Genomic DNA, 14,440 nt, shown 5'->3' on the forward strand with positions numbered 1-14,440 from the left:
CTTTTTTACCCGGACAAAGCGGTTCGATGGCTGCCCACTGGGCATCGGATAGGGTATATCTGGTCATATCTGTATGATACTGTGAAAAATTGAATGTCAACAGATCCTAGAGCGTGCCGCGCAGCAACGCATGAGGTTTCTGCAATATCCTGCCACCCGAAGGCCATCTGAAAAAGGCCGTCTGAAACCTCAAATCCGGTTTCAGACGGCCTTTGCCTTATCCGTCTTCTGCCGCGCTTTGGCAACAATCCGGCCGATTTGGCACGCCGCCGCTTCTTTCGTGCCGCGCGCTGGTATAGAATCGCGCCCCTGCGCCATTTCTCCGAAGGCCGTCTGAAAAAGCGTTTCAGACGGCCTCTCACTACACAACAATCAAGGACACACAACCATGCCCGACTACCGCTCCAAAACTTCCACCCACGGCCGCAATATGGCTGGTGCGCGCGCGCTGTGGCGTGCCACCGGCGTGATGGAAACCGACTTCGGCAAGCCCATCATCGCCGTTGCCAACTCCTTCACCCAATTCGTGCCCGGCCATGTCCACCTGCACAACATGGGCCAACTGGTTGCCCGCGAAATTGAAAAAGCGGGCGCAATTGCCAAAGAATTCAACACCATCGCCATCGACGACGGCATCGCCATGGGACACAGCGGCATGCTGTATTCCCTGCCCAGCCGCGATTTAATTGCCGACTCCATCGAATACATGGTGAACGCCCACTGCGCCGACGCGCTGGTGTGTATTTCCAACTGCGACAAAATCACCCCCGGGATGCTGATTGCCGCCATGCGCCTGAACATACCGACCATCTTCGTCTCTGGTGGCCCGATGGAAGCAGGCAAGGTCATCGGCGTGGCCAACATCCAGCCAGAACGCCGCTTGGACTTGATTGACGCCATGATTGAATCGGCGGACGACAATGTCAGCAACCAACAGGTCGAAGAAGTCGAACAAAACGCCTGCCCGACTTGCGGCTCCTGCTCCGGCATGTTCACCGCCAACTCCATGAACTGCCTGACCGAAGCGCTCGGCCTGTCCCTGCCCGGCAACGGCTCCTACCTCGCCACCCATGCAGGTCGCAAAGAATTGTTCCTTGAAGCCGGCCGCATGATTGTCGAAATCACCAAACGCTATTACGAGCAAGACGACGAAACCGTGCTGCCGCGCAGCATTGCCACCAAAAAAGCATTTGAAAACGCCATGACCATGGACATCGCCATGGGCGGTTCAACCAACACCATCCTGCATTTGCTCGCCGTCGCCAACGAAGCGGGCGTGGATTTCAAAATGGCCGACATCGACCGCTTAAGCCGCGTCGTACCCTGCATCTGCAAAACCGCGCCCAACAACCACGACTACTACATGGAAGACGTGCACCGCGCGGGCGGCATCTTCGCCATCCTGAAAGAACTGGACAAAGCGGGCAAACTGCACACTGACGTGTACACCATCCACGCGCCGACGCTGAAAGACGCGATTGAAAAATGGGACGTGACCAATCCCGAAAACACCCACGCCATCGAACGCTTCAAAGCCGCGCCCGGTGGCGTGCGCACAACCCAAGCGTTCTCGCAAAACCGCATGTGGAAAACCCTCGACCTCGACCGCGAAAAAGGCTGTATCCGCGATGTTGAACATGCCTACTCGCAAGACGGCGGCTTGGCAGTATTGTTCGGCAATATCGCCGAGCGCGGCTGCGTGGTGAAAACCGCAGGCGTGGACGAGAGTATCCTCAAATTTACCGGCCGCGCCCGTGTATTTGAAAGCCAAGAAGACGCAGTAGAAGGCATTTTGGGCAACCAAATCGTCGCCGGCGACATCGTCATCATCCGCTACGAAGGCCCCAAAGGCGGCCCAGGTATGCAGGAAATGCTGTATCCCACCAGCTATCTCAAATCCAAAGGCCTGGGCGCCCAATGCGCCTTGCTCACCGACGGCCGTTTCTCCGGCGGCACATCGGGCTTGAGTATCGGTCACGTTTCCCCCGAAGCGGCCGAAGGCGGCGCCATCGGCTTGGTGCACGAAGGCGATACGATTGAAATCGACATCCCCAACCGCAGCATCAACCTGAAAATCTCCGACGAAGAACTTGCCGAGCGTCGCGCCCAAATGGAAGCCAAAGGCAGCCAAGCATGGAAGCCGGAAAACCGCGAACGCTACGTCTCCGCCGCCCTGCGCGCCTACGGCGCGATGGCCACTTCCGCCGACAAAGGCGCGGTGCGCGACGTATCGCAGATTGAACGTTAAGGCCGTCTGAAAGGCAGCAAAGGCCGTCTGAAAGCGAAGCTTCAACGAAGTCAAAACCAAAAAAGGGGTTTTCAGACGGCCTCCCGATACCGCACGGCAGAGGCCGTCTGAAAACGGCCCTCTGCTTTTTACTTTCTTTGACGCCCCGCTTTCAGACGGCCTCATCCCTGCCGTTTTTCATCTGCCGCACTGTATGGAACAGTGCGCCGTTTTTATAGTGAAACAACACGGGAAGATACAAGGCAGCAAGCCGCAGACAGTATGCGTAATACGGGGCAGGTTTTCTTGGCATGCCAATGCCGTAGAAAACCGCCTTCTTCGAGCTAAGGCGCAGCAACGCCGTAGATTTTCGTGTTGTTTCAATATGTAAGTAAGGAAACCCCATGACCCCGCAACAAACCATCTCACAACTGCTCAACGCCCATGCCGCCGAAGGCGCGGCCATGCGTGACGACGAAGTCCAAGCCTATCTCACCGCTTGGGTCAGCGGCCCCGACAGCATCGCCGACCACCTGCCGCAAATCAGCGCCGACATCATCGGCGACGCCCCCTTAAACGACGAAAACAAAGCCCGCGTCGTCCAAGCCGTGGCCGAGTGGGCGGAAGAATTGCGGCAGGCGTGGGCGCAGAAGCAGCCGCCCGCGCTGCTGCTGCACGAATACGACAACGGCGAACCCGACTATTTTTCCTGGTGCAACGCCTACCTCTACGCCCTCGACACCACGCCGACCGACTGGTTCGCCGCCATCGACGACGAAGAATTTGAAGACCTGTTCTACCCGCTGATGGTGCTGGGCGGCATCTACGAAGAGGACGACGTTCTCTCCGATTTGGACAACAACGAAATCCGCAGCCTGCAAGACGAAGTCCCCCACGCCGTGCGCAACATCCACGCCTACTGGCACGCGGTGAAAAACAAACCGCAAACCGTGCGCCGCGAGGGTGCGAAAACCGGCCGCAACGACCCCTGTCCCTGCGGCAGCGGCAAAAAATACAAAGCCTGCTGCGGCAGGAACTAATTGTTCGGGAGGCCGTCTGAAAACGCTTTTTCAGACGGCCTGCGATTGCCTGATTTAACGCAAATTGCTAAAATCGCGGACATTTTAAATTTCAGTTAATCACCTTCACATTATGGCGAAACTCTCCCTACCTCTCTTCAAGAAAACCACCCCCTTCGACCAAAAAGCCCCGGCGAAAAAGCCGCCGCGCCCCGGTGCGGCGGCTGCCGCTCTGGCGCTCGTATTCGGCATCGCCGCCTTTGCCGTGCTGCCGCTGCTCAACGCGCTGGACATGGGCAGCCTTCTGGCCGATACGGGCGTGCCGTCTTATGCACTGCCTGTGGCGCTGGCCGTTTTGGCTCTTGTCTGCGGCTTCAAAGGCGAAGGCGGCGCGGCGCTGGCGGGCAAAATCCTCGGCGTCCTGTGCCTGCTGCTGGTCGGCCTCTGCGCTGCCGTGACCCAGTTTGCGCCGCAGTTCAACCATCTCGTGCAGCCCGTTTACCGTTTGGCCGGTTTGGAAGAACCTGTTGCCGTGTCGTCGGTCACCGGCAAACCCGTGCCCAAAATCGAGTTCAAACCCGCTGTCAATCCCGATTCGCCCGCCGACGCGCTGGTCTTCACGCAAAACATTGTCGCCGAGCGCGTGTCGCAGGGCGTGGAGCTGAACCAAATCACCGAAGCGCTCACTTTGAACGACACCCAGCAGAAATACTGGCTGAACGTCAGCATCCTGCAAGGCGCCATCAACGCCACGCCCGTTGACGGCGAAAAAGCGCTGGTGATGCTGCCCTTGCAGGAAGGCAAGCAGATTACCTGGATATGCAGCGGCGAAGTGCCGCAGCAGGTGCGTTCGATGTGCGGCGAATAAAGGGCGCGCAAAGAACAAAAGGCCGTCTGAAAACCCGTTTCGGGATTTTCAGACGGCCTTTTGCTTTGCCGCGCCTATTCGCGCGCGTTGCCTTGGCGCGAAACCAAAAGCTGGTCGATTTTCAGGTTTTCGGTGTCGATGATTTCGAATTTGTAAGCGCCGTAGACCACGGAATCGGTGCGCTTGGGGATTTTGCGCAGGGAATACATCATGAAACCGGCGATGGTTTCGTAGTTTTCCGAATGGGGAAAGGCTTCGATGTCGAGCGCGCGCATCACGTCGGCCAGCGGCGTGGCACCGTCGATCAGCCAGGTGTCTTCGGTGCGGCGGATGATTTGCGGCTCTTCTTCGGTATTGACCAATTCGCCCATCACGATGCTCATCACATCTTTGAGCGTCACCACGCCGACGACCAGCGCATATTCGTTGACGACCACGGCAAAGTCTTCGCCCGATGTTTTGAAGGTTTCCAACACGTCAAACAGCGACAGCGTGTCGGGGATGAACAGCACTTTGCGCAGCACGCGCCTGTCGGTGAGGCGGACGTTTTTCTCTTTGAGAAACAGGGTGAGCAGGGCATGCGATTCGATGTAGCCGATCACGCGCTCCAAATCGCCGTCGCAGACAAGGAATTTGTTGTGCGGCTTTTCCGACATGGCGGCAAGTACGGTGTCGCTGTCGTCGTTTTTGTCGAAATAGGCGATGTACTCGCGCGTGCTCATGGTGGACGTGACAGTGCGCTCCTGCATATCGAAGATGTTTTCAATCAGATAGTGTTCCTGCTCTTTGAGCACGCCCGCCTGCGCGCCGGCATCCACCACGGCGTAGATGTCTTCGGAAGTGAGCTGGTCTTGGCGCACGGTGGGGATGTTCAGGATTTTGAACACGGCGTTGGCCAGGCCGTCGAAAATCCACACGAAAGGTTTGAGCAGGAAAATCAGAAACATCATCGGCCGCACAATGCGCACGGCAACGGCTTCCGGATGGGTCATGGCAAAGCGTTTAGGCATCAGGTCGGCCACGAGAATGAAGCTGCCGGTTACCAGAACAAAGGTGAGCAGCGGCGCGGCGGTTTCGCCCCAAGTGCCGAAACGGGCAAACCAGGCGGCGAAATAGGGGCGCACCGCCGCTTCGCCGACAATACCGGCCAGAATCGCCACGGCGTTGAGGCCGATTTGCACGATGGTGATGAAGCTGCCCGGCTGCTGCTGCATATTGAGCACGTCGAGGGCGCGGGTGTCGCCTTCTTTGGCCATCACCTGCAATTTAATTTTGCGCGCCGAGGCCAGCGCGAGTTCGGAACATGAGACGAAAGCGCTGATCAGAATCAGCAGGCAGAGGACGGACAGGGCGTGGAATATGCTCATCAAACACCGTAAAAACACAAAAAAGACGGCGGCATTCTATCAGCCCCTCAGGCCGTCTGAAAGCCGCGGCGGCCTGATGGCGGCACGACCTCCGTGATTCCATGGGTTTTCTTCTCATGTGTAACGGAGGGATGCGGTAAACGGCAAAACACGGCATGAAAACGCAAAAAGGCCGTCTGAAAGCGAAGCTTCGACGAAGTGAAAACAGAACAACGGGCTTTCGGCTTCGTTGAGGCTGCGTTTCAGACGGCTTTAAAAGCATATCTGACGCATTTCTTAAAACAAATATCACAAACGATAACAAATTTAGTTATAATCGTGGCAGACGTTGGGTTTTCTGACAAAGCCCGACGTTCGTTTTTCTGTTTTTAATTCTTTTTTCCTAATTTTTAAAACATTTCCGGCGGCTTCTGCCTTGCCGTCCGGCCTCAAACCAAGGAGTTTTGCCTTATGCAGACAAATACCCGTTTCTCCCTCAGCCTGCTCACGCTTGCCCTGTGCAGCGGTTTCGCCCAAGCCGCCGACACCGATGCCGCGCAGGATGCTTCCGGCCTCGAAACCGTGCACGTCCGCGGCCAGGGCGTATCGGCCACCCACCGCGTGAACATCCGCAGCATCGACGAGAGCACGTCCACCGACATGAAAGACGTGCTCTCCGCCGAACCCGCTGTCAGCTTCGGCGGCGGCAACGGCACATCGCAATGGGTCACCATCCGCGGCATGGGTCAGGATCAAATCGATGTGAAAGTGGATGACACCTATTCCGACACCCAGCTTTTCCACCACAACGGCCGCTTCCTGTTCGACCCCGCGCTGGTGAAGGTTATCGGCGTGCAAAAAGGCACGGGCTCGGCATCTGCGGGCATAGGCGCAACCAGCGGCGCGGTGATTTCGCAAACCATCGATGCCAAAGACCTGCTGCGCGAAGGCCAAGATGTCGGTTTTAAAGTCAATGCGGGCGTGTCGAGCAACAAAGGCTGGAACAGAGGCTTCTCCGCCTACGGCCGCGCGGGCGGCTTCGACGCCGTGGTGGCCGCCAACTGGGTTACCGAAAAAGACTACAAACCGGGCAAAGGCTACGCGCCCCACGACCACAGCAGCCGCGTGCACAACAGCGCCCTCGGCCAACGCGGCCTGTTGGGCAAAATCAGCTACAACTTCAACGAAGACCACCGCCTCACCTTGAGCCACCGTCAGGAAAAAACCTACGGTACACGTGCCCTGCGCGAAGAGTTTGACTTCTCCCAAGCCTGTAAAACACGCGGACGCGGCGGCCCGATTATCTACAATCCCGACGGCAGCTGCGTACCCGACACCGAAAACAACAGCCCGATATACCGCACGCTGACCCACGACACCACCAACCTGGAATACCTCGGCCACAACATCGGCTTCATCAGCCAAGCCCAGGCCAACGTGTACCGCAAAGTGATGAACCGAGACGAAGCCAGCGGCAGCCAATACGAGCTGGATGCCAAAGTGCGCACTACCGGCGCCAACCTCAAACTCGACAGCCGCCTGTTTGACCGCCACACCCTCAAATACGGCATCAACTGGCGCCATCAGGAAGCCGAGCCGCGCACATTAAAAGCCGGTCTCAACCAAGAGAAAAAAACCGATACCGGCTTCTATCTCGAAGGTATTTGGGACATCGAACCCGTCACCCTCACCACCGGCCTGCGTTACGACCGCTTCAACGCCACCTTCTCCAACGGCAAAGCGTCCGGCCACAACGTCAACCCCAGCATCGGCGCGATTTACGACATCACGCCCGAACTCTCGCTCAACGCCAGCCTGAACTACGCCAGCCGCAGCCCGCGCCTGACCGAAGTTGCCCTTTCCGGCGGCCGCTATTCCCACATAAGCGGCGATTTGAAAGCCGAACGCTCGCGCAATGCCGAAGTCGGCGTGAAATACAACTGGAACAACGCCCTCTCGCTGAATGCCAGCTACTTCAACCAGCAGATTAAAGACGTTCAGGCTGTAAAAAACCTACCCACGAAAGACCATTACCTTTACTACAACGGCGGCACGCTCAAAAACAGCGGCTACGAGCTGGGTGCAGCCTACAAATGGCACGGCTTCACTGCCCGCGCGGCCATGGCCTACAACAAGCCGAAAATGGCCGGCGCCAGCCTCGACTCCATCGTCACCGCCATCCCGATGGGACGCACCTGGACAACCGGCTTGAGCTACCGCTTCGACAACCCGAATCTGGAAATCGGCTGGCGCGGCCGCTACGTGCAAAAATCGGTTTACGACACCGGCACCAGCCAGCGCGGCTCGGGCGGCACCAACACCGTACGCGCGGGCTACGGCGTCAACGACATCTTCGCCAACTGGAAGCCCACCGGCAAAGACGATTTGAACGTCAACTTCGCCGTCAACAACGTCGGCAACAAACTGTACAAACCTCACAGCCAGCGCAGCAGCGCCCGCGACGGCTCGTCGCTGCCCGAAACCGGCCGCGACTTCCGCCTGAGCGTGAACTACAAGTTCTGATTGCCAACACGCCCTAAGGCCGTCTGAAAAGCATCCCGCCGCTTTTCAGATGGCCTTTTTTCAGACGGCCTTTTTCAGACGACCTCCCCAACAAACGCTTGGGCTATAATCCGCCCTTTTCCATCCGGCAGAACCACCATGAAACACATCCACATTATCGGCATCGGCGGCACATTTATGGGCGGCGTGGCCGCGATTGCCAAAGAGGCAGGCTACAGAGTCAGCGGTTGCGACGCGAAAATGTATCCGCCGATGAGCACCCAGCTCGAAGCCTTGGGCATCGACGTACACGAAGGCTTCGACGCGGCACAGTTGCAGCAATATCCGGCCGATATGTATGTAATCGGCAACGTGGCCAAGCGCGGCATGGACGTGGTGGAAGCCATTTTGAACCAAGGTTTGCCCTACACATCCGGCCCGCAATGGCTGGCGGAAAACGTGTTGCATAAGCATTGGGTGCTGGCCGTGGCCGGGACGCACGGCAAAACCACCACCGCTTCGATGCTTGCGTGGGTACTCGAATTTGCCGGACTCGCGCCGGGCTTTCTTATCGGCGGCGTGCCGGAAAATTTCAGCGTATCCGCCCGCCTGCCGCAAACGCCGCGCCAAGACCCGCATTCCAAATCGCCGTTTTTCGTGATTGAGGCCGACGAATACGACACCGCCTTTTTCGACAAACGCTCCAAATTCGTCCACTACCGCCCGCGCACGGCCGTGTTGAACAACCTCGAATACGACCACGCCGACATCTTCCCCGACCTGGCCGCGATTCAAACCCAGTTTCACCACCTTGTCCGCACCATCCCTTCAGACGGCCTGATTGCCGCCAACGGCCGCGAACAAAGCCTGCGCGACACGCTCGACAAAGGCTGCTGGACACCCGTGGAAACCTTCGGCACGGCCGACGGCTGGCAGGTGGGCGAAGTGTTTGACGGCGGCGCGTTTGACGTGTTGTTCCAAGGCAAAAAGGCCGGACACATCGCGTGGAACCTGATGGGCGAACACAACCGCATGAACGCGCTGGCCGTGATTGCCGCCGCCCGCCATGCAGGCGTGGACGTTCAGACGGCCTGCGAAGCCTTGAGTGCGTTTAAAAACGTCAAACGCCGCATGGAAATCAAAGGTGAAGCAAACGGCGTAACCGTGTACGACGATTTCGCCCACCACCCCACCGCCATCGCCACCACCGTGGCCGGTTTGCGCCAGCGCATCGGCGGCGCAAGGATTCTGGCCGTGCTCGAGCCGCGTTCCAACACCATGAAACTCGGCACGATGAAAGCCGCGCTGCCCGCGAGCCTGGCCGAAGCCGACCAAGTGTTTTGCTACGCCGGCGGCGTGGACTGGGACGTAGCCGAAGCCCTCGCCCCGCTGGGCGATAAGCTGCACGTGGGCAAAGATTTTGACGCATTCGTCGCCGAAATCGCCCGATGCGCCAAACCGGGCGACCATATTCTGGTGATGAGCAACGGCGGCTTCGGCGGCATACACGGCAGGCTGCTGGAAGCGTTGAAACAGGGTTAGGTACGGCAAAGGCCGTCTGAAAAACATTTTTCAGACGGCCTTTTGTCTGCCCGCACGGTTTCCCGCAAAATGGGGAAACCGTGCGCGCCGCAGAGCGATACACGCGTTTCCCGCATACCCGCCGTCGGCAAAGGCCGTCTGAAAGTCCGGTTTCTGGTCTTTCAGACGGCCTTTTTGATACCGTTTGCGGCATCGGGCGCTGTCAGCTGCGTTTCGGGTCGTTCGGGCGCAGCTGCGTGGCGAGTTTGTCGAGGATGCCGTTGACGAATTTGTGGCTGTCGGTGCCGCCGTAGGTTTTGGTGACTTCGATGGCTTCGTTGATGATCACGGGGTAGGGTGTTTCCGGCATGGCGGAAAGTTCGTGGCAGGCCATCAGCAAAACGGCGCGTTCGACGGGGTTGACGTCTTTTTCGTCGCGGTCGAGCAGGGGGCGGATGATCTGCATATATTCGCCGCTGTTGGCGTGCGCGCCGAAGAAGAGGGCGGTGAAGAGTTCGCCGTCGGCGCGGCGGAAGTCGGAGGCTTCGCGGATGTTTTGCGCGACTTCGGGCGCGGACGTGCCGTTGACGGCGGCCTGGTAAAGCGCCTGCACGGTGAATTCGCGGGCGCGGCGGCGGGGGCTGCTGGGTTTCATGGGTATCCTTTGCGGGCGGGATTCGGACGGTTTCAGACGGCCTCAGTCGTCCTGTTCGCCGAGGAAGAAGTTGATGAGGTTGCCGCATTCGACGGCAACGACGGCGGCGTCTTCGGCTTTTTCGACGATGCGGGCGTGCGCCTGTTCGTCGTTTTCGGTGGTGAGCACGGCGTTGGCAACGGGGATGCTGTAATCGAGGGTGGTGCGGGTGATGCCGGCGGCCGATTCGTTGGACACCAGCTCGAAGTGGTAGGTTTCGCCGCGGATAACGCAGCCCAGGGCGATCAGGGCGTCAAACTGCTGCGTGCCGGCCATCGATTGCAGCACCAGCGGGATTTCCAGCGCGCCGGGCACGGTGGTGACGGTGATGTTGTCGTCGCGCACGCCGAGGGTTTTGAGTTTGGCCACGGCGGCTGCGAGCATGGCGGAGCCGACTTCGTTGGTGAAACGGGCTTGGACGATACCGACACGCAGTTGGCTGCCGTCGAGATTCGGTTCGATGATGTTCATGGGTTTTCCTTTTTAAAAAAACGGTTTCAGACGGCCTGATGAAGCACAGAGGCCGTCTGAAAAACGGGGATTCAGTTTTGCGGCTGCCAGCCTTCGGCGGGAACGTAGGCCTCGCCGTTCCATTCCCACGCGCCTTCGCGTTCTGCGGGCAGGGGGCGGATTTCGGGGCAGGCGGCGAGGATGTCGGCAAGCGGGCAGACGGCGAAATTGTCGGGGTCGGCGGCGTATTCGTCGCTTTCGTCGCCGCTGAAAAAGCGCCAGCCGCTATCGTTGTCGAAAACGGGCGATTCGCGGTAGAAGAAACCGGCGCTGCTGCCGTTTTCGGTGATTTCTTTCGAGGCGACGCACAATTCGAGCGCGGCGGACAGGGCTTGGGCAAAGGGGTTCATCGGGATGCTGCGGCTTTCAGACGGCCTTGAAAAAGGCGCGATTCTACACGAAACGGGCGGCACGCGCCCGCCGCGTTCAGTGCGCCGTTTTCAGCGAGCCGAGGTAGATGGAAAAGAGGGTGAGGGCGGCGCCGCACCACTGCACGGCGGCTATCGGTTTGCCCAGCAAAAAGCAGTCGATCAGCAGCGCGGCCACGGGTTCGGAGAGCAGCAGCAGGCCGGTGAGCGAGAGCGACAGAAGCGGGATGGCGTAGGCAATCAGCCCCCAAGCGAAACACTGCATCACCACGCCGTAAACCAATACCAGCAGGATGTCGCGCGGCGTTTCGGGATAGAGCCGCCCCCAGTCGAACACCAGCGCGGGCAGGGTGAGCGCCAGCACGCCGCCCGCGCTCACCAGCATCATCACGGGAAACAGCGGCGCAGCTTCGGTCTGCTGGGTTTTGCGCACGAACACCATCGACAGCGCCAGCATCGCGCCCGAAACCATGCCGCTGACAAAGCCCCAGGCCGCTTTGGCGTTGCTGCCCGATTCGGGCGCGGCAATCATCGCCACGCCGCACACGGCCAACAGCAGCCCGGCCGTCTGAATGCGGCCGAGGCGCTCGTTGAAAAAGAAAAAGCCGATGGCGGTGAGGAAAAAGATTTGCAGGCTGTTGAGCAGAGTGGAGATGCCCGGGCCGACGGCGTAGATGCTTTCGTGCCACAGCGCCAGATCGAAACCCAGCGCCGCGCCCGAGATCAGGGCATAGCGCACCGCCGCACGGCTTTGCGGCAGTTTCTGGCCGAAGCGGCGGGCGAGTAGCCAGAATACGAAACCAGCCACCAGCAGGCGCCACCAGGCCACGGCATACGCGCCCACGGGCACGAAGCGGACAATCAGGCTGCCCAGTCCGAAAACCACGCAGCCGAACACCAAAAGCGGCGCGGCGTGTTTGTTTTTATTGGCAAGAGACGGGGGCATGGCGGAGCTCCGCAAAATGGCTGTGGCGCGCGAGTATAGCGGAAAAGGCGGACGCTATTTTGCGGCCGTCTGAAAACCCGCCGCTGCCTGCTGCTCCGCCCGCGCCGCCTGTGGTAAAGAGTGCGCCGTGTTTTTCAGACGGCCTTTGCGCTCTTCGTTTACAATGCCGCCTTTTTTATTCCGACGGACTTTGCCATGTTAGCCGTTATCGGAGGCAGCGGCCTCTCACGCATTCCCGAACTCGAAACCGCAGAGCGGCGCATCGTGCGAACGCCCTACGGCCTGCCCTCCGCGCCGCTGCTTGTCGGCTGCGCGGGAGGGCGCGACATCGCCTTTCTCGCCCGCCACGGACTCAACCACACCCTCGCGCCGCACGAAATCAACTACCGCGCCAACATCTGGGCGCTGCACTCGCTCGGCGTTTCCGGAATCGTTGCCGTGTCCGCCGTCACCTCGCTCGATGCCGCGCTGAGCGTCGGATCGCTGGTGCTGCCCGACGATCTGATCGACTACACCTGCGGCCGCGCCGCCACCTTTTTTGAAAACGACGCGTGCGGCGTGGTGCACACCGACTTCACCGAACCCTACGACGCCGCCCTGCGCCGAACCTTACTCGAACACGCCGCCGCGCAAGACACCGCCATCGCGGCCGAAGCCGTTTACGGCTGCCTGCAAGGGCCGCGCACGCCCACCCGCGCCGAGATGCGCCGCCTGAAAAACGACAGCGTGCACGTGCTCGGCATGACCGGCATGCCCGAAGCCGTGCTCGCGCGCGAACTCGGCCTGCCCTACGCCCATTTGTGCGGCGTGGTGTCCGCTGCGGACGACGCCTCCGACGAAACGCGCAGCGCCGCCTCGCGCCAAACCATCGCCCAAATCCGCCGCCTGCTGGCGGGTGGCGGGGATAGGCCGTGAGCACCGAAGCCGCGCAGAGGCCGTCTGAAAGCGCCGTCGCCTGGATATTCGGCCAACCCGTCAGCGACGTGCCGCAGGATTTGTTCATCCCGCCCGACGCGCTGAAAATCGTCCTCGGCAGCTTCCAGGGGCCGCTTGATCTGCTGCTCTACCTGATCCGCAAGCAAAACATCGACGTGCTCGACATCCCGATGGTGCGGATTACCGAGCAATACCTGCACTACATCGCGCAAATCGAAGCGCAGCGTTTCGATTTGGCCGCCGAATACCTGCTGATGGCCGCCGTGCTCATCGAAATCAAATCGCGCCTGCTCCTGCCCGCGCCGCCCGAGGTCGAAGACGAAGAAGCCGCCGACCCCCGCGCCGAACTCGTCCGCCGCCTCTTGGCCTACGAACAAATGAAACTCGCCGCGCAGGGCTTGGACGCGCTGCCGCGTGCCGGACGCGATTTCGCCTGGGCGTATCTGCCGCTGGAAATCGCCGTCGAAACCCGTCTGCCCGAAGTTCAGACGGCCGATCTCACCCAAGCCTGGCTCGCCATCCTCTCCCGCGCCAGCCACAACAAAAGCCACCAAGTCGTGCGCGAAGCCCTGTCCGTGCGCGCGCAGATGAGCGCCATCCTGCGCCGCCTGCAAAACGCCCCCTGCCGCTTCTCCGAACTGCTGCGAGCCGAACAAGGCGCGGCCTACGTCGTCGTCAGCTTCATCGCCCTGCTCGAACTGGCCAAAGAAGGGCTGGTGCGCCTCAGCCAGCCGCAGGACTACGGCGAAATCGAAATCGCCCTGAACGACGGCGCACGCGAAGAAGGCTTTCAGACAGCCTCCGCAGGCACAAAGGCCGTCTGAAAGCCCGTTTGACCAACCGTATAGATAGAAAAGACACCAACATGAACACACTCCCCTTCCAAACCGACATCGCCGAACGCATGCTTGCAGGCACGGAGGGCGAAACCATCCACCCCGACGCCCGCTTTTTTCAGACGGCCAACGGCTACTGGATCGCCTGGCACGACGGCCAAGCCGCCGTCCTGCCGCCCGACGCAGCCGAGGGCGAACCCTGCTTCTGGGTCGAAGGCGCACAGGATTTGGCCGAAGTCGCCGCGCTGGCGGAAAACGGAGATTTCGACGCAGCCGAAGACTTCGACGGCAGCGAAGACGAATGGCACGAAGCCCACGCCTGCGCCTGCGGCTGCGCCCACGAAGGCCACGAACACGGCTGACGCGCCGAGACCTCTCCCGCCCACACAGAAAGGCCGTCTGAAAACGCCAAAACAAAAAAAGGCCGTCTGAAAAAACCGAAACAGGGTTTTCAGACGGCCTTTAACAGACAACGCACACTGCAGGTCGGATTCTCGAATCCGACAGCCGACCGCAAGGGCGGCATGGGGCGGCAGCGGCGTGACGGAACGCGGATTTTCCCCTTGCGGGGAAACGTCGGATTCGAGAATCCGACCTTGTATATCGGAACTTCCGTATCATAGCAACAAACCGCCCGCCGCCGCCCGCATCCGACCAAGGCAAACAA

13 protein-coding genes are annotated in these 14,440 nt (G+C 60.0%); 8 read left to right on the plus strand and 5 right to left on the minus strand.

Annotated elements, in window-relative coordinates; translation table 11 throughout:
- Positions 1–388 precede the first annotated feature (388 nt).
- From ilvD to ACLD9W_RS10430, 3 genes are all read left to right on the plus strand, one after another.
- Positions 389–2,248 (plus strand): dihydroxy-acid dehydratase, encoded by a 1,860-nt coding sequence (gene ilvD, locus ACLD9W_RS10420; RefSeq protein WP_410841956.1) that lies wholly within the window; start codon positions 389–391, stop codon positions 2,246–2,248.
- A gap of 383 nt (positions 2,249–2,631) precedes the next feature.
- The gene (locus ACLD9W_RS10425) at positions 2,632–3,267 is read left to right on the plus strand and encodes a UPF0149 family protein (RefSeq protein ID WP_410841957.1); all 636 of its coding nucleotides are present in this window, start codon (positions 2,632–2,634) and stop codon (positions 3,265–3,267) included.
- Positions 3,268–3,379: 112 nt separating this feature from the next.
- On the plus strand, positions 3,380–4,114 hold the full coding sequence (locus ACLD9W_RS10430) for a sugar ABC transporter permease (RefSeq protein ID WP_410841958.1): 735 nt from the start codon (positions 3,380–3,382) through the stop codon (positions 4,112–4,114).
- Between the two features lie 74 nt (positions 4,115–4,188).
- Here the strand turns inward: ACLD9W_RS10430 and ACLD9W_RS10435 are convergent, their stop codons facing one another.
- Positions 4,189–5,481 carry a hemolysin family protein gene (locus ACLD9W_RS10435; RefSeq protein ID WP_410841959.1) on the minus strand — a complete coding sequence of 431 codons (1,293 nt, stop codon included), beginning with the start codon at positions 5,479–5,481 and terminating at the stop codon, positions 4,189–4,191.
- 450 nt (positions 5,482–5,931) lie between these two features.
- Between ACLD9W_RS10435 and ACLD9W_RS10440 the strand changes: the two genes are divergently transcribed.
- On the plus strand, positions 5,932–7,983 hold the full coding sequence (locus ACLD9W_RS10440) for a TonB-dependent receptor domain-containing protein (protein ID WP_410841960.1): 2,052 nt from the start codon (positions 5,932–5,934) through the stop codon (positions 7,981–7,983).
- Between the two features lie 138 nt (positions 7,984–8,121).
- On the plus strand, positions 8,122–9,504 hold the full coding sequence (gene mpl, locus ACLD9W_RS10445) for a UDP-N-acetylmuramate:L-alanyl-gamma-D-glutamyl-meso-diaminopimelate ligase (protein WP_410841961.1): 1,383 nt from the start codon (positions 8,122–8,124) through the stop codon (positions 9,502–9,504).
- A gap of 202 nt (positions 9,505–9,706) precedes the next feature.
- On the opposite strand, the gene nusB is transcribed toward mpl, so the two are convergent.
- The 4 genes from nusB to ACLD9W_RS10465 form a co-directional block, all read right to left on the minus strand.
- The gene (nusB, locus tag ACLD9W_RS10450) at positions 9,707–10,138 is read right to left on the minus strand and encodes a transcription antitermination factor NusB (RefSeq protein WP_410841962.1); all 432 of its coding nucleotides are present in this window, start codon (positions 10,136–10,138) and stop codon (positions 9,707–9,709) included.
- 42 nt (positions 10,139–10,180) lie between these two features.
- Positions 10,181–10,648 carry a 6,7-dimethyl-8-ribityllumazine synthase gene (gene ribH, locus ACLD9W_RS10455; protein ID WP_410841963.1) on the minus strand — a complete coding sequence of 156 codons (468 nt, stop codon included), beginning with the start codon at positions 10,646–10,648 and terminating at the stop codon, positions 10,181–10,183.
- 71 nt (positions 10,649–10,719) lie between these two features.
- Positions 10,720–11,100, minus strand: coding sequence for a DUF2185 domain-containing protein (locus tag ACLD9W_RS10460; RefSeq protein WP_410841964.1), 381 nt, complete (start codon positions 11,098–11,100; stop codon positions 10,720–10,722).
- A 13-nt stretch (positions 11,101–11,113) separates the two neighbouring features.
- Entirely contained in the window at positions 11,114–12,001 is an 888-nt protein-coding gene (locus tag ACLD9W_RS10465; RefSeq protein ID WP_410841965.1) for a DMT family transporter, read from the minus strand.
- 195 nt (positions 12,002–12,196) lie between these two features.
- Here ACLD9W_RS10465 and ACLD9W_RS10470 point away from each other — a divergent pair, with 195 nt between their 5' ends.
- Genes ACLD9W_RS10470 through ACLD9W_RS10480 form a run of 3 tightly spaced genes read left to right on the plus strand, consistent with a single transcriptional unit; the run spans position 12,197 to position 14,135 of the window.
- The gene (locus tag ACLD9W_RS10470) at positions 12,197–12,916 is read left to right on the plus strand and encodes an S-methyl-5'-thioinosine phosphorylase (protein WP_410841966.1); all 720 of its coding nucleotides are present in this window, start codon (positions 12,197–12,199) and stop codon (positions 12,914–12,916) included.
- Complete coding sequence (locus tag ACLD9W_RS10475) at positions 12,913–13,761, plus strand: segregation and condensation protein A (protein WP_410841967.1); 849 nt, start codon at positions 12,913–12,915, stop codon at positions 13,759–13,761. Before ACLD9W_RS10470 ends, ACLD9W_RS10475 begins: the two co-directional genes overlap by 4 nt.
- Before the next feature lie 41 nt (positions 13,762–13,802).
- Positions 13,803–14,135 carry a hypothetical protein gene (locus ACLD9W_RS10480; protein WP_410841968.1) on the plus strand — a complete coding sequence of 111 codons (333 nt, stop codon included), beginning with the start codon at positions 13,803–13,805 and terminating at the stop codon, positions 14,133–14,135.
- The last annotated feature ends 305 nt before the right edge of the window (positions 14,136–14,440 follow it).

Origin of the sequence: Neisseria sp. WLZKY-1, assembly GCF_046546535.1 — a bacterium.
Classification (GTDB): domain Bacteria; phylum Pseudomonadota; class Gammaproteobacteria; order Burkholderiales; family Neisseriaceae; genus Neisseria.